Genomic DNA, 21,946 nt, shown 5'->3' with positions numbered 1-21,946 from the left:
AAAAGAACAATGATGTCCCAAGCCGTTTCCATGGCTCTTGCCAGCGCCTTCGCCCTGCCTGCCCTGGCCCAGACCGCCGCGGCGCCGCAAGCGCCGATGGCACGGGTCGAAGTGACCGGATCGAGCATCAAGCGCGCCAGCGCCGAAACCGCCTCGCCGGTCCAGGTCGTGACCCGTGAAGACCTCGCCAAGTCGGGCAAGGGTACCGTTGCCGAATACCTGCAGACCCTGACCGCCGACGGCGCCGGCTCCCTGCCGACGGGCTTCGGCAACGGGTTCGCGGCCGGCTCGACCGCGATCTCGCTGCGCGGCCTGGGTGCGACCTCGACCCTGGTGCTGCTCAACGGCCGCCGCATGGCGCCGTTCGCCCGCGCCGACGATGGGCAGAAAAGCTTTACCGACCTCTCGACCGTGCCGATGGAAGCGGTCGAGCGTATCGAAATCCTGAAGGATGGCGCCTCCTCGACCTACGGTGCGGACGCGATCGCCGGCGTCGTCAACATCATCCTGCGCAAGGATTTCACCGGCCTCGTGCTCAAGGGCGAAGTCGGCCAGTCGCGCTACCGCGACGGCGACATGGCCAAGGGCTCGATCACCTGGGGCAAGGGCAAGCTCGACGAAGACGGCTACAACGTCTTGCTCAACATCGAGTCCTACGCGAATCAGGAGCTGATGAACAAGGACCGTTCGTCGCGGCGCAAGTGGATCGGCGCCGGCGATATCCGTCCCTGGGGCTATCCGCAAAACACGCAGTTCGCCGCCGGCTTCATCACCCCGGGCGCCTCGAGCCCGACCCCGACCGGCGCCCTGCGCAATCCGGCCAGCGGCAACTTCGTCTCGCTGCCCGGCTGCGCGGCCCTGTCGGCCACGGCCGCGCAAGACCCGGCCGGCGGCTGCCTGTGGCATGCCGACCAGTTCCGCTCGATGCAGCCCGAAATCAGCGGCCTGAACGTCTACACGCGCTTCGCCAAGCGCCTCGGCGGCGGCCACGAACTGTACGCCGAAGCCGGCTACTCGCGCCGCGATACCGAGTTCACGCTGATTCCGCCATCGGTCTCGCCGACCGTCGCCTTCCCGCCGAACGCCGCCTTCCCGACCGGGGTGATCAACTACGGCACCGGCGCCAACGCCATCGTGCTGGCCGCGAACCACCCGCAGAACCCGTACGGCACGCCGGTACGCCTGCGCTACTCGGCCTTCGACATCGGCCCCTCGACCCGCTCGGCCGACAATGCCTTCATGCGCGCCGTCGTCGGCGTCAAGGGCCAGGTCGCCGGCTGGGACTACGACAGCGCCTACGTGCACTCGCGCTCGACGCTCGACCTGAACTACAGCAACATGCTGAACATGCCGGCCCTGGCCGCCGCGCTCGGCAACCCGGCCAGCAACCTGTTCCCCTACTACATCGGCGCCCAGGCCGGCCGCAACCCGCAAGCCCTGTACGCGGCCGTGGCCCGCAGCGCCACCTCGCATTCGACGACCCGGCTCGACATCCTCGACGTGAAAGCCTCGCGCGAACTGATGCCATTGCCGGGCGGCGCCCTAGGCGTGGCCGTCGGCGCCGAATACCGCCGCGAGAAGCTGAACAATCCATCGCTGTCGGGCACCGAAAACGGTTCGACCAATGCCTCCTACGTGGCCGCGCGCGGCGACCAGGACATCAAGGCGGTCTTCGTCGAAGTGGCGGCGCCGGTCCTGAAGGGCGTCGAAGTCAACGGCGCGCTGCGCTACGACCGCTACGAGAATTTCTCGTCGACCACGCCGAAGGTCGGCGTGAAATGGACCCCGGTCCCGACCTTCGCCCTGCGCGGCACCTATTCCGAAGGCTTCCGCGCGCCGGGACCTGCGGAGTCGGGCGTGGCCAGCCAGAGCACCGGCACGGCGACCGCGCGCGATCCGATCCGTTGCCCGGGCAACGTGCCGGCTGCCGGCGGCGCAACCGTGGCCGACTGCGCGGTCGCCGTCGGCGCGGTGAAGGTCGGCAACCCGAACCTGAAGCCGGAAACCTCGAAGGGCGTGACCCTGGGCCTGGTCTGGGATCCCCTGACCAACACCAGCTTCGCGATCGACGCCTGGAAGATCAAGCGCAGCGACGAGATCAACCCGCTGCCCTACAACGAGGCGGCCGCCCTGCCGGACGCGATCCGCGGCGACAACAACCTGGTCGTCAACGGCGTCGCGGTGCCGAACACGGGCAGCCTGCTGCTCTCGCGCGCGCCCTACCGCAATTCGAGCTTCACCGAAGTCAAGGGTATCGACCTGGACGTCAAGCAGCGTTTCCGCATGGGCGACTACGGCCGCGCCATGCTCGGCCTGACCTGGACCCACATCTCGTCGTGGGAACGCGCCGAGTCCGACACGGTGCGCTACCAGTACGCCGGCACCCACGGCAACTGCGACACCTCGAACTGCGCCGGTACGCCGAAGAACAAGGTCAGCCTGGTGGCCTCCTGGGATCTCGCCCCGTTCAGCGTGACCGCCACCGGCAACTACCGCAGCGACATGCAGAACGTCGCCTTCGCCGGCGACCCGTGCGCCTCGAAATTCGCCAACGGCGCCGATGCACCGACCGACTGCCGCCTGGCCTCGTTCACCACGTTCGACCTGTCGGCACGCTACAACGTGAGCCCGCACCTGCAAGTGTTCGCGGCAATCAATAACGTGCTCGACAAGGTGGCGCCGCTCGATCCGCTGACCTACGGCGGCCTCTCGTATAACCCGATGGATGCCAGCGGCGCCATCGGCCGCTACTTCAAGCTGGGCGCACGTTACCAGTTCTAAGCTCGGTTCCGAGTGCTTGCCCGGCTGCGCGCCGGGCAATCGTGAAAAGGGGCGGTGAAATTTCACCGCCCCTTTTTATTTCATTCCTCGCGCAAACGGCGCTGGCGCACCGCCGCCGCCAGTCCCTCCAGCACGCCGATGCTGGTGTCCCAGTCGATGCAGCCGTCGGTGACCGACTGGCCATAGGCCAGTTCCTTGCCCGGCACCAGGTCCTGGCGCCCGGCCAGCAGGTGCGATTCGATCATCACCCCGACGATGCGCTCGTCGCCGCCGGCGATCTGGCGAGCGATGTCGGCGCACACCGGCACCTGGTTCTCCGGCTTTTTGGAACTGTTGGCGTGCGAGGCGTCGATCATCAGGCGCGACGCCAGGCCGAGCGCGGCGATCTGCCGGCAGGCGTCGTCGACGCTGGCGGCGTCGTAGTTCGGAGCCTTGCCGCCGCGCAGGATGATATGGCAATCCTCGTTGCCCGCGGTCGAGACGATCGCCGAGTGACCGCCCTTGGTCACCGACAGGAAATGGTGCGGCTGCGAGGCAGCCTTGATCGCTTCCACCGCGATCTTGATGTTGCCGTCGGTACCGTTCTTGAAACCGACCGGGCAGGACAGGCCGGAGGCCAGCTCGCGGTGCACCTGCGATTCGGTGGTGCGGGCGCCGATCGCGCCCCAGCTGATCAGGTCGGCGATGTACTGCGGGCTGATCACGTCGAGGAATTCGGTGCCGGCCGGCAGACCCATCTCGTTGACGTCGCGCAGCAGCTCGCGCGCCATGCGCAGGCCGTCGTTGATGCGGAAGCTGTTGTCCATGTAGGGGTCGTTGATCATCCCCTTCCAGCCGACCGTCGTGCGCGGTTTCTCGAAATAGACCCGCATCACGATCTCGAGTTCGCCGGCAAGGCGCACGCGCTGTTCGAGCAGGCGCCGGGCGTACTCGAGCGCGGCGCGCGGATCGTGGATCGAACACGGCCCGATCACCACCATCAGGCGGTCGTCCTGTCCGTGCAGGATGCGGTGCAGCGCCGTGCGCCCGGCGGAGGCGGTTTCCTCGGCCCTGGGGGTGACCGGGAACTCGCGGATCAGGTGCGAGGGCGGCGTCAGTTCCTTCATTTCGCGGATGCGTAAATCGTCGGTACGAGGCATGCGGTACTCCGTTTCGTTTATCTGGTCTGCAAATGAAAAAACCGCCATCGCTGGCGGTTTCGTGTCGTTCGGTCTGTTTCCGCTGATGCGTGAACCTGCCGCTACTCCACCGCCTGAAGGCCGGAATGGCTAAACCAAAAATAGCAGGTAAAGAAGGCAGCGTTGCGCATGGAGGCATCCGAAAAAGGTCGAAATGACTATACCCCCTTGTCGTGAATGTTGGCAAGGATTTTGTCGCAGTGCGTCATTTGCCGCCCAAAGTAAACGCGGCTTGCAAACAGTTGCATGAACCCGACAGGATTTTATACGCCCGGATCACGATTGAGAGATATCAGATGCCTTGTTGTCTCCAATGCAAAAGTCACGACAAGCCCCCGTCCGGCCTGTACGACTCTTTGCAGTAGGTCAATTTCTCACGATCTAATGTCTGAGGCAACGCAGGAGCAGCCATCTGGACCGGGATTCCTACCTATTCTGGAGTCGGAAATGATCGAAACCTTGTTATCCCAAGCGGTGCGTCGCCTGTTCGCGGGCGGTGGCGCCATTGGCCTGGTGCTGCTGGCGCCGCAGGCACAAGCGCAGGACGTGGCCGAGCGGCCTGTCGCGCGCGTCGTCGTCACCGGCACCAACATCCGCCGGGCCGAAGCCGAAACCGCCTCGTCGGTGCTGACCGTCAACCGCGCCGATATCGAGCGCTCCGGCAAGAGCACCGTGTCCGAACTGCTGCAAACGCTCGCAGTCGACAACCAGGGCTCGGTCCCCACCAGCTTCGGCAGCGGCTTCGCGGCCGGCGCCTCGGGCATTTCGCTGCGCGGCCTCGGCTCGGCCTCGACCCTGGTGCTGCTCAACGGCAGGCGCATGGCGCCCTACGGCCTGGCCGACGACGGCCAGAAGGTGTTTTCCGACCTGAACGTGATCCCGACCGACGCCGTCGACCGCATCGAAATCCTGAAGGACGGCGCCTCGGCCATCTACGGCTCGGACGCGATCGCCGGCGTCGTCAACATCATCCTGCGCCGCGACTTCAAGGGCACCACCGTGCGCGGCTCGCTCGGCATCACCGAGGAATGGGATGGCGAAAAGCAGAATCTCGCCGTCACCCACGGCTTCGGCGACCTCGAGGCCGACCGCTACAACGTGCTGCTCAATGCCGAATTCAAGCGCAGCAACGACATCTGGCTGCGCGACCGCGCCGACCGCCGCTACATCGGCCGCATCGACCTGCGCCGGTGGGGCTATTCGGCCCAGGAAGCGCTCGGCGGCACCGGCGCCATCATCGGCAACAACGCCGCCGGCAGCGCCATCAACGGCAACGTGCGCAACCCGGCGACCAACAACTACTACAACCGCGGCAGCCTCGACCCGGCCAGCGGCTTCACCCGCTTTTTCCCCGCCGCGGCCTGCGCCAACTTCACCAGCCATCCGCAGGGCGACCCCGGCGGCGGCTGCCTGATCGATTCCACGCTGGCGTACAACCAGATCCAGCCCGAGCAGGAAAACTACAGCCTGTTCGGACGCGGCACCTGGCGCCTGGGCGGCGACATGGAAGCGTACAGCGAACTGAACCTGTATTCGAGCAAGACCGCCTCCTCGACCACGCCCAACAACGTCAGCGCCAACGTCGGCTTCCCCGGCGGCCCGGTCAGCAATGCCGGCGTCCGGCTCGGCGCGACCCACCCGGACAACCCGTATTTCGGCACGCCCGCGCGCCTGCGCTACCTGGCCGGCGACGTCGGTCCGCGCATCTCGAAGATCGATTCCTTCTTCATCCGCGCCCTGGCCGGCGTGAAGGGCAGCCTGGCCGGGTGGGAATACGACAGCTCGCTGCTCTTCTCGCGCAACATGGTGTCGAACGAGCGCATGGGCTACCTGCAGCGCGACGTCACCTTTGCCATGCTCGACCCGTCCCCCGCCAACATCGCCGCCGCGCTCGCCACCAGCCCGGCCTACGCGGCCTTGCCGATCGGGACCGTATGGCGCATCGCCGAGAATGCCGGCCTCAACAGTCCTGAGGTGTACGCGGCGATCGCGCCGATGATCGCGAACGATGCCGTCACCAAGATCGTCCAGGGCGACGTCAAGGGCACGCGCGAATTCGGCAAGCTGGCCGGCGGCGCGCTCGGCGTGGCGCTGGGCGCCGAATGGCGGCGCGAGGAAACCGAGCTGCAACCGACCACCGGCACCGAACGCGGCAATGTGATCGGCCTGGGCTACTCGGCCTACCAGGGCGCGCGCAACGTGTTCGCGCTATATGGCGAAGCGCTGGCACCGGTGCTGCCGGGCCTGGAACTGACCGCCGCGCTGCGCTGGGACCATTTCACCGATGTCGGCGACTCCTGGACGCCGAAGGCCGGGGTCAAGTGGCAGCCGGCGCGCCAGCTGGCCGTGCGCGGCACCTTCGCGCGCGGTTTCCGCGCCCCCAGCGCGGCCGAGAACGGCGTCGGCGGCCTGGCCGCCTTCTCCACCGCCGCCGATCCGCTGCGCTGCGGCCTGGGCGTGGCCAGCGCCTGCAACCCGGCCCCCATCGCCATCATCACCTCGCCCAATCCAGCCTTGCAACCGGAACGTTCGAAGAGCTACAACGTCGGCATCGTCTGGGACCCGCTGCCGCGCACCAGCATCTCGGTGGACTTCTGGCAGATCAAGCGCAAGAACGAAATCAACCAGCAGCTGACCGATGCCGCGATCGCCGCCGGCCAGGCCGCGCGCGACCCCAGCACGGCGCAGGTGCCGGGCGATCCGGGGGCGATCACGGCCGTGCTGGCGAACTACGTCAACTCGGCCCAGACCAAGGTGCGCGGCATCGACATCGACGCCCGCCACACGATGCGCCTGCCTGGCACCTGGGGCAACGTCCTGGTCGACGGCAAGTGGACCTTCCTCGACAAATGGCTGCGCACCGAGCAGGACGGCAGCGAGCGCGACTTCGCCGGCACCCACGGCAACTGCGACGTGACCAATTGCATCGGCACGCCGGACCACCGCGTCAACCTGCGCGCCGCCTGGGACCGTGGCGACTGGCGCGTGGCCCTGAACGCGAATTACCGGGGGCCGATCGACAACGTGCTGTTCAAGGGCGACCCGGAAGGCTGCGCCAGCCACTTCGCCAACGGGCAGGATGCGCCGAGCGGCTGCCAGCTGGCCTCGTTTACGACCTTCGACCTGATCGTGCGCTGGAAACCACGGCCCGGCTGGGAAGTGTTCGCCACGGTCGAGAACCTGTTCGACAAGGTCGCGCCGCTCGATCCGCTGACCTATGGCGCCCAGGCCTACAACCCGCTCGACTTCCAGGGCGCGGTGGGACGCGCCTTCACGCTGGGCGCACGCCATACCTTCTGACGCCCCCGCCACGCCCGGCGCCGCGGCGCTGGTCGCGCGCCGTGCGCCGGCTCCACGGCGGCGCACGGTGACTGAAAAAAAAATGCCCGGCGATGCCGGGCACTCCCTGGTGAAGGCCGCCAGGCCTAGGCCGTGCCGCCCACCGTCACGCCATCGATGCGCAGCGTCGGCTGGCCGACGCCGACCGGAATGCTCTGGCCTTCCTTGCCGCAGACGCCCACGCCCGAATCGAGCGCCATGTCGTTGCCGATCATCGAGATGCGGTTCATGACTTCCGGACCGTTGCCGATCAGGGTCGCGCCCTTCACCGGATAGGTGATCTTGCCGTCTTCGATCATGTAGGCTTCGCTGGCCGAGAACACGAACTTGCCGTTCGTGATATCGACCTGGCCGCCGCCGAAGTTGACCGCGTACAGGCCGTTCTTGACCGAGGCCAGGATCTCGGCCGGGTCCCTGTCGCCGGCCAGCATGTAGGTGTTGGTCATGCGCGGCATCGGCAGGTGCGCAAACGATTCGCGCCGTGCATTGCCGGTGATCGGCATCTTCATCAGGCGCGCGTTCATCGTGTCCTGGATATAGCCCCTGAGGATGCCGTCCTCGATCAGCGTCGTGCACTGGGTCGGATTGCCTTCGTCGTCCATGTTGAGCGAACCGCGGCGGTCCTGCAGGGTACCGTCGTCGACCACGGTGACCCCCTTGGCGGCGACGCGCTGGCCCATCATGCCTGCATACGAGGACGACCCCTTGCGGTTGAAGTCGCCTTCCAGGCCGTGGCCGACCGCTTCGTGCAGCAGCACGCCGGGCCAGCCCGGGCCGAGCACGATCGTCATCGGACCGGCCGGCGCCGGACGCGCGTCCAGGTTCACCAGGGCCGACTTGACGGCCTCGTCGGCGTAGCGTTCGAGGATCGCGTCGTCGAAATACCCATAGTCGAAACGCCCGCCGCCGCCGGAGGAACCGGTTTCGCGGCGGCCGTTCTGCTCGGCGATGACGGTGACGGACACGCGCACCAGCGGCCGGATGTCGGCGGCGATCACGCCATCGCTGCGCACCACCAGCACCACGTCGTATTCGCCGGCCAGGCCCGCCATCACCTGCACCACGCGCGGGTCCTTGGCGCGCGCCATCTTCTCGACGCGCTCGAGCAGGCGCACCTTGGCGGTGGCGTCGAGCGAGGCGAGCGGATCGCGCGGCAGGTAGAGCGAGCGCCCGCCGGTTGGCTGGGTGGCGCCGGCGACTTTCACGCGCCCGGCGCCGGCACGGGCGATGGTGCGCGTGGCGGCGGCGGCGTCGAGCAGCGCGATTTCGGAAATTTCGTCGGAGTAGGCAAAGGCGGTCTTCTCACCCGAGATGGCGCGCACGCCCACACCCTGGTCGATCGAGAAGCTGCCGGTCTTGACGATGCCTTCTTCCAGGCTCCAGCCTTCGCTCTTGGTGAACTGGAAATACAGGTCGGCATAGTCGACCTTGTGGGTAAACATCGTGCCCAGCGTGCGCAGCAACTTGCCTTCGTCGAGGCCAAACGGCGTCAGCAGCACATCGCGCGCGACGGCCAGGGAGGAAAGGTTCGGTTCGAATGGGGTCATTTTGCGTGTGTGTCTCGTGTGGATTCGGGCATTGTGCCATATCCGCTTCGATTCCACCGATGCGGACGCGGGTGTTCGCATCGGCGCCCCGGGCGGCGCAGCGCATGCGTGCCCCGCGGTCGGACCGATGAGAAACCAGGGCGCTCTCGGGGTGCCGTGCGATGCGCCACGTTACCACCGCCCCGGCACGCGCGCCACCCTACATTCTTCGGTGTCGCAGCGCGGGCAAGCTTTCCCGCACGGACGCCAGGTAGGCGGGATCGAGTTCCCCCGACACGACGCCTTCGCCCTCGCGCAGCACGTCCCGTACTTCGCCCCACGGATCGACCAGCATGCTGTGCCCGAAGGTGCGGCGGCCGTTGGCATGGGTGCCGCCCTGGGCCGAGGCCAGCACATAGCACTGGTTCTCGATGGCGCGGGCGCGCAGCAGCACCTCCCAGTGGGCCATGCCGGTGGTATGGGTGAAGGCGGCCGGCACCACGATCAGGGCGCATTCGCCCATCGCGCGGTAGAGCTCGGGAAAACGCAGGTCGTAGCAGACCGACAGGCCGACGCGCCCGAACGGCGCTTCGAAGCTGCCCACGGCCGCGCCCGGCACTATGGTGCGCGACTCGTCGTAGGATTCGCTGCCCTTGTTGAAGCCGAACAGGTGGATCTTGTCGTAGCGCCCGATCGAGGCGCCGCGCGGGTCATAGACCAGGGTGGTGTTGAGCACCTTGCCCGCATCGTGCGAGCGCAGCGGCAGCGTGCCCCCGATCAGCCAGATGCCGTGCTCGCGCGCCAGGGCTGCCATGCAGTCCTGGATCGGGCCGGCGCCCTCGCTTTCCGCATGGCGCACCTTGTCAAGGTCGCTCATGCCCATGATCGGCCAGTATTCGGGCAGGGTCACCAGGGTGGCGCCGCCGGCGGCGGCCTGGCCCACCAGGCGGCGCGCGGTCGCGAGGTTCTGGTCGACGTCGGGGGTGGACACCATCTGGACGGCGGCAACGCGGGTCATGGGCTCATTCCTTCGCTTTGGCGGCCGCGCGCGGCGGCGGGTTGTCGATCTTGACAATGGTAGGCGATTTCCACGGGCCGGTAACGCGCATCTGGTAAGTCAGCGCCTTCATCACCGGCGCACGCAGGAACAGTTGCGCCAGGTAGGAACCGAGGCCGATCAGGGGGTTGACCGCCAGCCCATACACCAGCGGCCCGGTGCCGAGGTTAAATTCGGGAATCACGACCACGCGCAGGTCGGTCGATTCGTTGGCGATGTCGGCCGTGCCGTCCATCAGGATGGTGGCGGCCACGCCATGCATCTTGAGGTTATCGGTTTTCACGACCCCACGCGTGATCATCGCGTTGGCGCTGATGCCGTCGAAGGCCAGGCCTTCCGAGAAGACGTCGTGGAAATCAAGCTTGAGCAAGCGCGGCAAGGCCTGGAGGCTGAGCACGCCCAGCAGCTTGGCAGCGCCCGGGTCCTGTTTCAGGAACTGGCCGCCGCCGACGTTCATTTCGATCTGGCCCGACAGCGTCGGAATGTCGAGCGCATACGGCAGGCCGCTCCAGGACAGGTCGCCCGACATCGTTCCCTTGCCGCGACGCAAAGTTTCCGGGAAACCGAGGCGGTCGAGCAGGCGGCCGGCATCGATGATGTCGAGCGTGAAATTCATGCCGGTGTTGCTCTTGCCGTCCTTGGTCAGCCAGCGCCCGGTCGCCTGCAGCTGGCCGTCGGGATTGGTCAGCGACAGGCGGTCGATGCGCCATTCCTTGCCGGCCAGCGCCTGGACATTGCTCGCTTGCAAGTCGAGACGGCCGAACTGTTTGTTGAAGAGCTCGAAGCGCTCGGCCACGATGTCCAGCGCCGGGATCGAGGCACTCGCGCCGCGGCTCGATTCGAGCAATTCCTTGACCTCGGCCGCCTGCGATTCGGGGATTACGAGCGAGGCCAGGCGCGCCGTGACCTTGCCCACGCCCTGCCCCTGTCCTTGGCTCCAGGTGAGGTAGCCGGTGGCCTGGCGCGAATGGATGTTCGCTTGCCAGACGCTGCCGCGGTGCGAGGCGCCGACCACGACGTCGGCCATGCGTCGCTCGCCGACGAACAGTTCCGACGCGCGCGCCGCGATCGTTGTCGGCAGCACATATTGGGAAAAATTCGGGGCGGCGTTCGGGCCGCCGCCGGCAGCGCCTTCGCCTTCGCCGGCGATCGCGCGCGCCGTCGCCACCCAGGCGTCGACATTCAGGGACTTCATGTCGGCATTGATCATCACGCCCTCGTCCGGCTCGGGGGCCGGCAGGTTCACGCCGATGCCGCCGCGTTCCACCACCCAGGCGCCGCGCGCGGTCTTGCTGCGGCTGTAGCGCGCGGCGACCACGTTGCCCAGCGACAGGCGCAATTCGTCGCGCCCGGCGCCGTCCGCCGCGGCGGGCGCGCCGTTGAGGACGAAGCGCAAGGGCAGCGCGTCCGCCTCCGGCTTGTTCAGCGGGGCCGGCAATTCCAAGCCGAGGCCGGCCAGGGTCGAATCGAGCGTCACATTGAGCTGACGGTCGCGCACCGTGATCGTGCCGCCGTAGCGTGTACTGCCCGACAGGCGCGTGGCCAGGCGCGCGACGGCCGGCGCCGGCGCGCTGTTGCGCATGCCTTCGGCCGACAGCGTGCCCGCCAGGCGGATCGCGATCGCACCGTCGGCCTGGGTGCCGCCGGAAAGCGCCACGGGGCCGCCGAGGAAACTGGCGCCCACCGCGTTCAGGTTGACGCCGTGCTCGCTGAACTCCACCTTGCCGTGGGTCCCCTGCAGCGGCGGCAGGTCGGGGAACAGGTTGATGTCGTTGTCGAGCAGCTGCAAGGCGCCCTGCACCCTGGTGTCGGACAGGTTCGCCAGCGGCATCTGCAGCTTCAGGCCGAGAACGGCGTTGCCCGTGCCCCGGGTGTCGTCGGTGAAGTGGCCGATCCACTCCGGCACCGGGCTGGCCGCGATATAGCGCAGGAAGTCCTGCAGCGCGCCGTCGGCAGCGCCTTCGACATCGAGCAGCATGTCGTGCGCACCGAGGTTCGGGATGACCGCCTTCACCCCGGACAGGTTCAGGCCCTGGCTGCGCAGGGTCTCGCCATGGATTTCCATGCGCGCGCGGTCGAACACGATGCTGCCGTTGATGTTTTCGGCCAGCGGCCACTGCGCCTTGTTGTCCGGCGTGCGGTGACCCGGCGCGTATTCGAGCACGGCGTCGCGCAAGCGCCCGCTGACCCGGAATTCGCCGCGCGCGCGCGCGGCCGCGTTATCGGCACGGAAGGGAAACTCGGCCAGGTCGCCGCGCAGGCGCAGGCGCACGTCGTCGAGCATGCCGCCCTGGAGTGCCGTGCCCAGCCAGCCGCGCAAGTGCTCGGGCGTGGCCAGCGGCAGGAAGCGCCCGACCTGGGCGATCTGGAAGCCGTCCAGGGTCCCTTCGAGGTCGGCCACGCCCGGGCCATGGCCCGGCCCCAGCGGCAGCAGGTGGCGTCCGGCCAGGCTGCCGCGCAAGGCACCCTGCGCGAATTCGAGCTTGTCGACTTCGACCAGCAATCGTTCCTTCGGCTGGTAAGTCCAGCGCGCGCCCAGCGCCAGCCGGTCGAAGGGCATCGACGGGTCGGCGAACCAGGCCGGCATGTGCAGCGCCAGCTCCTTCGCGTCGACCGTGATGCTGCCGCCCTTGTCGGTGGCGTCGACGCTGCCGGACAGATTGTCGAAGCCCGGCAGCGCGGGCAAGGCCGGTGCGCCGGCCTGGGCCGCGCGCGCCGCTTGCGGGCGCAGGCTCAGGCCCGCGACCTGGCCCTTGACGCGGTAGCCGGCCAGGCGCGGGTACTGGCCCTCCCAGGAGGCGGAAAAGTCGAGCAGGCGCCCGCGCGGGGCGAAGTCGGACAGCGCGCGCCGTTGCAGCGCCGACAGCGGCAGCTGGGCCGCCAGCTCCGCCAGGGCGGCCAGGTCGACCTGGCGCGCCCGGATCGACACGCGCTGCGGCTTGCCGGCACGCGCCGGCACATAGGTTTCGGTCAGCGTGGCCGGCGGCAGCGCCCGCCCGTCCTCGGTGGCGACCATGAAATTGTCGAGGCTGATCGTGTGGCCGTTGGCGCCGAAGGTCGGCCGCCCGCCCGCTTCCCCGGCCACCAGCGTTTCGCGCGCCGACAGGCGTCCCGAGACACGCGCCAGCCTCAGCGGCGGCAAGTCGGGTTTGATGCGCGCGGCCACGCCGGCCAGGGCCAGGTCGGCGGTGAAGCCGGCCAGGCGCGCCTTGTCGAGCGTCATCCAGGCGCGCAGCGAGCCGCGGCCCTGGGACAGGGCGAAGGGGTAATCGAGGTACTGGCGCCAGGCGGCCAGGTCGGCTTCGCGCAGGTCGGCGTAGAGCTCGCCCTTCCAGCGCGCGATGTCGGATGCGCGCCCGCCGAAGCGCGGATGGGTGAAGCGGGCGCGCACGTCCAGCGGGCGCGCCAGTTCGCTCGGCGGCGTCGCCGTCAGGGCCAGCCGGTGCGTGGTCCAGTGGTTCTGCAATACCAGTCCGACGTCGCGCAGGCGCAAGAGCGGCGCGGCGCGCCGGGCGTCGGTCCAGTCGATCCGGCCTTCGCGGATGAGAATCTGGCGCTGGCGAAACACCCAGTCGCCGCCGCTGCCGCCCTGCTCCTGCCGCGGGTCGATGCGCATGCCGGCGACCTCGATGACACCGTCGGCGCCGCGCCGCACGTCCAGCTGGGGCCGGATCAGCTCGATCGTCTCGAAGCGCGGTTCGCCCGCGAACACGCTCCACCAGGAAAAGGTGGCCGCGACCGAGGGCAGCGCCAGCACCTGGCGTCCGGCTTTGTCGGTCAGCGTGACGTCGCCCAGGAACAAGGCCGGATGCAGGCCGCTCCAGGTGGCGTAGATACGGGCAATGGCGACCTCGTTGCCGAGCGCGCGGCCGGCGGCGCGCTCGATGTCGTCCTTGTACAGGTCGATGTTGGGGAGGATGGCGTAGCGCAGCGCCAGGAACAGGATACCGAGCCCGAAATAGACGAGTAGCGCCAGCTTGACGAGGAAACCGAGCACATGATGCGACGCCAGGTTGGCATAGCGGTAGGCGGCACGCATCCGCCGCCAGCGTTCAGCCAGCGGCACGGGCGCCGCGGGCGCCTGTGGTTCCGGATTCATCAGGGTGCTAATAAAAGGCTCGCCGTTACGTTAATATATTTCTTATATATTTCTTTAAAATAAGAGCGCTTGCTAGTATTGCGGCGTCTACCTTACCATCGTGCCGACCGGGGCAGCACGGCGCGCAATTCTACCGCAAGCTGCCTGTCGGAACGCTTTACTCTCGTGCCGGACCACCCGATGACCGATGCTTCCCCTGCCTGCGCCTCACGCTTTTACCAACGCTGGATCGCCGCCGCCCCCGGCCGTGCGGAGCGCGTCGAACAGCTGGCCCAATTATCGCTGGCTTGCCCGGATTTCGGCGCCTTGTTGGAACACGAGTTGGCTGCGGGCATCCCCTTGCCGCGCGCCATGCGGCGCCTGCGCAATCTGCTGCTGGCGACCCTGATCCGGCGCGAGCTCGAAGGCCGCTCCGACTTGAACGAGGTCGTCAGCGCCATGACGGGCCTGGCCGATTTCGCGATCCGTACCCACCTGGCCGACCTGATGGCCGAACTGGTCGCCGCCCACGGCATGCCGATGGGCGCCGAGTCCGGCCGCCCGCAGGAAATGATGGTGCTGGCGATGGGCAAGGGAGGCGGCGGCGAACTGAACGTGTCGTCGGACATCGACCTTATTTTCGTCTACCCGGAAGACGGCGAAACGGCCGCCGGCCCGGGCCAGCGCGAGCTGTCGAACCACGAATTCTTCGTGCGCCTGGGGCGGCGCCTGATCGGCGCCCTGTCGGAAGTCATCGAGGACGGTTTTACTTTCCGGGTCGACATGGCGCTACGCCCAAACGGCAATTCCGGGCCGCTCGCGGCCAGCCTGAACATGGTCGAGGAGTATTTGATCGTGCAAGGCCGCGAATGGGAACGCTATGCCTGGGTCAAGGCGCGCGCCGTCACCGGTACCGAGGAGGACATCGCGGCGCTGGAAGCGATCGTGCGCCCCTTCGTGTTCCGCCGTTATCTCGACTTCGGCGTCATCGACGCGATCCGCAACATGCACGCCCAGATCCGCGCCGAGGTGAAACGCCAGGAGCGCCTGCATCCGGACCGCAGCAACAACGTCAAGCTCGGCCGCGGCGGCATCCGCGAAATCGAATTCCTGGCCCAGGTGTTCCAGCTGATCCGAGGCGGGCGCGACCCGGCCCTGCGCGAGCGTTCCACGCGCCAGACCCTGCGCCTGGTGGCCGAGCGCGCGCTGATGACGCCCGAGACCGTCGAACGCCTGCTGGCCGCCTACACCTTCCTGCGCAACCTGGAACACCGCCTGCAATACCTGGAAGACGCCCAGACCCACACCCTGCCGGCCAACGACGCCGACCGCCTGGTCGTCGCGCAAATGATGGGCCTGCCCGACGTCGCGACCCTGCTTGCCCGCCTGGACGAGCAGCGCGCCTTCGTCGCCGCGCAATTCGACGACATGTTCGCCGACAAGGGCGTTCCCGCCGGCGAGGAACGCGCCGAACTGGAGACGATCACGGCCGATCCCGAGAGCATCGCCGCGATCGAGGCCCATCTGAGCGCGCTCGGCTTCGAAGACCCGGCCGGCGGGGCGCGCCGCCTGGCCGCGACCTGGGCCGCGCCGCGCCTGCAGAGCCTGCCCGATGCGAGCCGCGTGCGCCTGCTCGCCCTGGTCAACATGGCGCTGCCGCTGGTGGCGACGGTGGTGGCCGACGCCGGCGTCGGCAGCCATGGCGCCACCCTCGGGCGCCTGCTCGATTTCCTGGAAGCCATCGCGCGCCGCTCGGCCTACCTGTCGCTGCTGTCGGAATATCCGCACACGCTCGAGCGCGTGATCCGCATGATGCACGCCAGCGGCTGGGCCGCCACGTTCCTCACGCAGCACCCGATCCTGCTCGACGAGCTGCTCGACGACCGCGGCGGCATCGACGAGCCGGGGCACTTGTGCGCCAGCCTCGACGTTAAGCTGGGGGAAGCCGCGGGCGACACCGAGCGCCAGCTCGACATCCTGCGCGACACCCACCATGCCCAGCTGTTCCGGCTGCTTGCCCTGGACCTGGCCGGCGACCTGTCGGTCGAGCGCCTGGCCGACCATCTGTCGGCGCTTGCCGACGTGGTCGTGGCCGCCACCGTGCGCTGGGCCTGGAAAACGGTCGCCACGCGCCACCGCGAGGACCCGCGCTTCGCCGTCATCGCCTACGGCAAGCTGGGCGGCAAGGAACTCGGCTACGTGTCCGACCTCGACGTGATCTTCCTGTTCGACGACGACGACGACATGGCGCCGTCGAACTATGCGAAGCTGGGCCAGCGCTTCATCACCTGGATGACGGCGCACACGCCGGCCGGCATCCTGTTCGACATCGACACCGCCCTGCGCCCGGACGGCGCCAGCGGCATGCTGGTCAGCTCGCTGGCCGCCTTCGAGCGCTACCAGCACAATGCGGCCTGGGTCTGGGAACACCAGGCCCTGACGCGGGCGCGTTTTTGCGCCGGCGACGAGGCCATCGGCAAGCGCTTCGAGGAAATCCGCGAAGCGGTGCTGCGGCGCGACCGCAGCGCCCAGGATGCCGAGTTGAAAGCCGAAGTGCTCAAGATGCGCCAGCGCATGCACGAAGCGATGCCGAACCGCAGCGCGCTGTTCGACCTGAAGCAGGACGCGGGCGGCATGATCGACATCGAGTTCATCGTCCAGTACCTGGTGCTGCGCCATGCGGCGCAACATCCGCAACTGACGGCCAATGTCGGCAACATCGCCTTGCTGCGGCTGAGCGCCGACCTGGGACTGATCGATCCGGCGCTGGCCGCCGCCAGCGCCGACGCCTACCGCGCCATGCGCAAGCTGCAGCACCAGCTGCGCCTGCAGGGCATGGAACTGGCCAGGGTGCTGCCAGCGCAACTGCAAGCGCAGCGGGCAAGCGTCACCGCACTGTGGACAAGTTTATTTCAATGACCTCCCGCGCGCGCGCAGCCGGGAATGATGCGCTTGCACATGCGCCGCGCATAGCCGCCCATGCGACTCGCCCATGTTTTCATATTGCGCCGCAACAATTATTTTGTTTGTTCAATTGTGTGGTTTCTGCAACGTCTTTACACATCGTTAGATTGACACCTGACGAATGAAAGTGTCTGATGTGCAAGTCTCGCAGAACACAGAGATTTTATTCAGCGAACCTGTATGTTTTTATGCAAGGCACAACTACCCTGTGGCGCGTTGATCATCCGGGATAACCCGGAATACGCAGCAGACGACACACAGACAATCTTTTCCATTGGAGAGTTCATGTATCAACGTACCAAAATCGCCGCGGCCGTTACCCTGGCTGTGAGCGCGATGTCGGCTTTCGCACAGACCACCGAGACCCCGGTCGTCGCCGATTCCATGCAAAAAGTCGAAGTGACCGGTTCGCGCATCAAGCGTGCTGCCGCTGAAGGCGCCCTGCCGGTCACCGTCGTCACCCGTGCCCAGCTGGAAGACAGCGGCTCGGTCACGATCGCTGAATTCATCCGTACTTCGACGTTCTCGACCACCGGTCAGTTCCGTCCACAGTCGGGTTCGTCGGCACAGTCCTTCTCCGGCGCCAACCTGCGCGGCCTGGGCAGCTCGCGTACCCTGGTGCTGGTGGACGGCCGTCGCGTCGCCAAGGCACCAAACGTCGGCGATGCGGCCGACATGAACTCGATCCCGATGGCAGCCGTCGAGCGCATCGAAATCCTGACCGACGGCGCTTCGGCGATCTACGGTTCGGAAGCCATCGGTGGTGTCATCAACATCATCCTGCGCAAGGACTTCGACGGCGTGTACGTCTCGGTCGGCAAGACCAATCCATCGATCAAGGGCGGCGACCGCGACGAAGCGTCGGCACTGTTCGGCCTGACCTCGGACAAGGGCCGCTTCATCGCCGGCGCCTCGCGCACCTCGCGCGACATCATCTTCGTGCGCGACTACCCATGGGGCGCGGCCAAGGGCGCGTCGTCGTTCTCGAACTCGTTCTACCCGGCGCTCGACGACGGCGCCGGCGGCCTGTTCCGCGGCACCACCTTCCTGGGCAATGCCGGCACCTGCGATTTCCCGGACAAGGGTTTCTACCTGGCCGCCAACGGCCGTTGCCGCTACGACTTCAACCTCGTCGCAGCTGACGAAGCCGCAACCGCGACCAAGTCGGTCTTCGCACGCGCCGAGTACAACATTTCGCCGGACTTCACGGCCTACATGGCCGCGTCGAACACCAACAACACCAGCTTCGGCCGTTTCGCGCCCGTGCCGGACAATATCCTGGTCAAGGCCGGCAGCCCGAACAACCTGTCGCGCACCCCGAACAACGACGTGTTCCTGGCGCACCGCTTCGCCGCCGCCGGCAACCGCGATACCAGCACCGACGGCAACCTGACCGACATCTCGGCCGGCATCAAGGGCACGGTCAAGGGCTTCGACATCGACGTCGGCGTGCGCCGCACCGTCTCCAAGCTCGTTGAAACCGGCCGCGGCTTCGTGGTCAAGGGCCTGGCCACGACCGCCATCAACAACGGCAGCTACAACATCGTCAATCCGTTCCTGAACACCGAGACGGTGCTCCGCGGAATCACCACCACCACCGGCCGTGACTCGAAGTTCGCGCAGTCGGAAATCTACGCGACCGCGACCCACGACCTGTTCGCGATGGCTGGCGGCACCTCGGCCCTGTATGTGGGCGCCGAGCACCGCAAGGAAGTCTACGCCGACATCTACGACTCGCTGAGCGAAGCCGGCGAAGTGCTGGGCAGCTCGGGCAACTCGGCATCGGGCGACCGCGAAGTCGACGCCGTCTCGGCTGAATGGACCCTGCCGTTCACCAAGACCGTCGAAGGTAACATCGCCGCCCGTTACGAGAAATACTCGGACTACGGCAGCGATTTCTCGCCGAAGGCATCGGTCCGCTGGGCTCCGACCCGCGCCGTCACCCTGCGCGCATCGGTCGGCCGCGGTTTCGCCGCGCCGTCGCTGCCGCTGATCACCTCGAAGCCTTCGTTCTCGGCTGACCCGGTGATCGATCCGCGCACCTGCGCCGCCGACGGCAGCTACACGCCGGCCCAGTGCCTGACCGAGGCGATCCAGATCAACGGCCTGCGCATCGCCAACCCGACCCTGACGTCGGAAAAATCGAAGCAGTACAGCTTCGGCGGCGCATGGGACGTGAACCAGGCGCTGACCCTGAAGGCCGACTACTGGAACACCGAGATCACCGACGTGCTGTCGTTCATCGACGCCCAGACCCTGGTCAACCGGGATAACGGCACGGATACCCGTCCAGTGCCGTCCGGCCTGGCAGTACGCCGCGATCCAGCCACCGGCGCCATCGTGCAGGTCGTTTCCGGCACGACCAACGAGGGTATCCTGAAATACGCCGGTATCGATGCGTCGGCCGTCTTCAGCCACCGCTACGCCACGCTGGGCCGTTTCCGTCACGACCTGACCGTGTCGCACATGCTGAAAGCGGAAACCAATGGCGTCGACTTCAACGGCGACTTCGGTCAACCGAGGAACCGCGCCCAGCTGAACAACACCTGGGCTGTCACCGCGTTCGGCATGTCGGGCCTGGATCTGGCGTACAACATCAACATGATCGGCAAGAACGGCAAGAAGGACGAAGACCTGCGCGTCGGCAGCTATGTCACGCACGACGTCCAGCTGAGCTACGCTCCAGCGATGCTCAAAGGCTTCAAGATCAGCATCGGCGCCGTCAACATCGGCGATAAATTGCCGACCCTGGTCAGCGACGACAGCAAGCCGTTCAACTATGACCTGTACGATGCGTACGGTCGCCAGGCATATTTCCGCCTGGAACAAAAGTTCTAAGACGCAAGTTTGACGAACAGCAGGGACTAGCAGGACTGTCCCTGACTTAATAAGCCGCAGCGGAATTTCCGCTGCGGCTTTTTTAATGCCGCCCCCCCGATGCCATTTCCGAGGCCCGCCATGTTCATTCCACGTAGTTTCCAGTTGGCTGCGCGCGCCGCCGGCGCCGCTCTCGCGATCGCGGCCGGCCTGCCGGCCGCCGCCACGCCGATACCGCTCCAGGATTTCTTCCGCCCCGCCACCGCCGTCACGCCGCGCCTGTCCCCATCGGGCGACAAGATCGCGCTGCTGATCCCGGCCGCCGACGGCCGCATGACGCTGGCCGTGGCCGACACCGCCACCCCGACCGCTTTCACCGGCATTGCACACTTCGGCGACGCCGACATCGATCGTTTCGGCTGGATCAACAAGGACCGCCTCTGGTTCGACGCCACCGACAGCCAGTCGCCGGCCGGCGATCAGCTCGACCGTGGCCTGTTCGCCGTGAATGCCGACGGCAGCGGTTACGCCAAGCTGATCGACCGCAAGCGCGAGGACCGCCCCAACAACACCAAGCGCGGCGTCCTGCAAGGCGACCGCTACCTCTTCGTGCGAGCGGCCGACGACGGCAGCGACGATGTCTTCGTCCAGCATTACGAATGGATCAGCGACGATGCGCCGCTCGACAGCAAGCTGTTAAGACTGAACACGAAAACGCGCGAGATGCGCAACATCACGCCGGTCGGCGCGCCTGACGGCGTGCACACCTGGCTGCTCGACCAGAGCGGCCAGCCGCGCGTGGCGATCGCCAGCAGCCGCATGACCGAGGAAATGGTGTACTGGCGCAATCCGGCCAGCAATGCCTGGGTCAAGCTGGCCAGTTCCGACAGGATCGACCCGGCGCCCGGCAGCTATACACCGGTGGCGGTCGACTTCGAGGGCAAGCTGCTCGTCGTCGCAATCGACCCGGCCAGCGGTCATGCGAAGACCAGCGCGCTGTTCCGGATGGCGCCACAGGATGCCGCATTGCCGGCCGAACCGCTGTTGACCTTGAAGGGCTTCGATTTCGACGGCACCGTCCTGTTCGACGCCGCCAGCCGCAAGACCTCGGGCGTGCTCTACACGTCGGATGCCAAGGGCACGGTCTGGTTCGACCCGGCCCTGCGCGCCGACCAGGAAGCGATCGACAAGCAGCTCGACGGCACCATCAACGTGTTCAGCTGCGCGCCCTCGTGCAGCAGCGCCCGCCATCATGTCGTCACTTCCTATTCGGACCGCCAGAGTCCGGTGTATTTCCTGTACGAGCGCGCCACGCGCAAGCTGCGGCTGGTGGCCTCGAGCCGGCCCTGGCTCGATGCGGCAAAGATGGCCGAGCAGGATTTCGTCCGCGTCAAGGCGCGCGACGGCATCGACGTCCCGCTGCTGGTCACGCGTCCGCAGGGCAAGGGTCCGTGGCCGGCCGTGGTGCTGGTGCACGGCGGTCCCAACGTGCGCGGCGAAGAATGGGGCTTCGCGACCGATAGCCAGTTCCTCGCTTCGCGCGGCTACCTGGTGCTGCAGCCCGAGTTCCGCGGCAGCCAGGGCTACGGCGACACCCTGTTTCGCGCCGGCTGGCGCCAGTGGGGCCTGGCGATGCAGGACGACGTGACCGACGCCACCCACTGGGCCATCGCACAAGGCCTGGCCGATCCGAAACGCATCGCGATCGCCGGCGCCAGCTACGGCGGTTATGCCGCCATGATGGGCCTGGTCAAGGAACCGGCGCTCTACCGCGCAGGCATCAACTGGGTCGGCGTCACCGACATCGGCCTGATGTACGACATCGGCTGGAGCGACTTCATGGGCAGCAAGTGGATGCGCTACGGCATGCCGACGATGATCGGCCACCAGCGCCGCGATGCCGAGCAGTTCCGCGCGACCTCGCCATTGCTGCAGGCGGCCCGCATCAAGCAGCCGGTGCTGATGGCCTATGGCGAACTCGATCGTCGCGTGCCGCTGCCGCACGGTACCAGGCTGCGCGAAGCCTTGGCCAAGAGCGGCAACCAGAACGTCGAATGGGTGGAATACGAGGGCGAAGGCCACGGCTGGGTCCTCATGAAGAACCAGCTCGACTTCTGGCGTCGTGTCGAAACCTTCCTCGCGAAGAACCTGAAATAGAATAACGTTTTACGGGCGGCGCGCCTTACGAGGGTGCGCCGCCTTTCTC

At 67.2% G+C, this 21,946-nt stretch carries 9 protein-coding genes; 5 read left to right on the top strand and 4 right to left on the bottom strand.

Annotated elements, in window-relative coordinates; genetic code table 11:
* The first annotated feature begins 30 nt into the window (after window positions 1-30).
* The gene (locus tag ACFPOU_RS02010) at window positions 31-2,781 is read left to right on the top strand and encodes a TonB-dependent receptor (protein WP_379716413.1); all 2,751 of its coding nucleotides are present in this window, start codon (window positions 31-33) and stop codon (window positions 2,779-2,781) included.
* Between the two features lie 80 nt (window positions 2,782-2,861).
* On the opposite strand, the gene aroG is transcribed toward ACFPOU_RS02010, so the two are convergent.
* Window positions 2,862-3,920, bottom strand: coding sequence for a 3-deoxy-7-phosphoheptulonate synthase AroG (gene aroG, locus ACFPOU_RS02005; protein WP_379716410.1), 1,059 nt, complete (start codon window positions 3,918-3,920; stop codon window positions 2,862-2,864).
* A 486-nt stretch (window positions 3,921-4,406) separates the two neighbouring features.
* Between aroG and ACFPOU_RS02000 the strand changes: the two genes are divergently transcribed.
* Window positions 4,407-7,259, top strand: a complete 2,853-nt coding sequence (locus ACFPOU_RS02000; RefSeq protein ID WP_379716407.1) for a TonB-dependent receptor — start codon at window positions 4,407-4,409, stop codon at window positions 7,257-7,259.
* Between the two features lie 125 nt (window positions 7,260-7,384).
* Here ACFPOU_RS02000 and tldD read toward each other — a convergent pair whose 3' ends face one another.
* From tldD to ACFPOU_RS01985, 3 genes are all read right to left on the bottom strand, one after another.
* Window positions 7,385-8,845 (bottom strand): metalloprotease TldD, encoded by a 1,461-nt coding sequence (gene tldD, locus ACFPOU_RS01995; protein ID WP_379716404.1) that lies wholly within the window; start codon window positions 8,843-8,845, stop codon window positions 7,385-7,387.
* A 199-nt stretch (window positions 8,846-9,044) separates the two neighbouring features.
* Window positions 9,045-9,842: a carbon-nitrogen hydrolase family protein gene (locus ACFPOU_RS01990; RefSeq protein WP_379716401.1), complete on the bottom strand. Its 798-nt coding sequence runs from the start codon at window positions 9,840-9,842 to the stop codon at window positions 9,045-9,047.
* A 4-nt stretch (window positions 9,843-9,846) separates the two neighbouring features.
* The gene (locus tag ACFPOU_RS01985; RefSeq protein WP_379716398.1) at window positions 9,847-13,980 is read right to left on the bottom strand and encodes a YhdP family protein; all 4,134 of its coding nucleotides are present in this window, start codon (window positions 13,978-13,980) and stop codon (window positions 9,847-9,849) included.
* A gap of 180 nt (window positions 13,981-14,160) precedes the next feature.
* On the opposite strand from ACFPOU_RS01985, the gene glnE reads away from it, so the two are divergent.
* The 3 genes from glnE to ACFPOU_RS01970 all read left to right on the top strand — a co-directional run bounded on the left by glnE (window position 14,161) and on the right by ACFPOU_RS01970 (window position 21,897).
* On the top strand, window positions 14,161-16,878 hold the full coding sequence (gene glnE / locus ACFPOU_RS01980) for a bifunctional [glutamate--ammonia ligase]-adenylyl-L-tyrosine phosphorylase/[glutamate--ammonia-ligase] adenylyltransferase (RefSeq protein WP_379716395.1): 2,718 nt from the start codon (window positions 14,161-14,163) through the stop codon (window positions 16,876-16,878).
* Between the two features lie 330 nt (window positions 16,879-17,208).
* Window positions 17,209-19,761 (top strand): TonB-dependent receptor plug domain-containing protein, encoded by a 2,553-nt coding sequence (locus ACFPOU_RS01975; RefSeq protein WP_379716392.1) that lies wholly within the window; start codon window positions 17,209-17,211, stop codon window positions 19,759-19,761.
* 120 nt (window positions 19,762-19,881) lie between these two features.
* On the top strand, window positions 19,882-21,897 hold the full coding sequence (locus ACFPOU_RS01970) for an alpha/beta hydrolase family protein (RefSeq protein WP_379716389.1): 2,016 nt from the start codon (window positions 19,882-19,884) through the stop codon (window positions 21,895-21,897).
* Window positions 21,898-21,946: the final 49 nt, after the last annotated feature.

The sequence above is a fragment of the Massilia jejuensis genome, from assembly GCF_042656795.1.
GTDB classification, from domain to species: domain Bacteria; phylum Pseudomonadota; class Gammaproteobacteria; order Burkholderiales; family Burkholderiaceae_D; genus Telluria; species Telluria jejuensis.
Note: the sequence above shows the minus strand (reverse complement) of the source record. Positions and strands in the feature narration are given on the sequence as shown.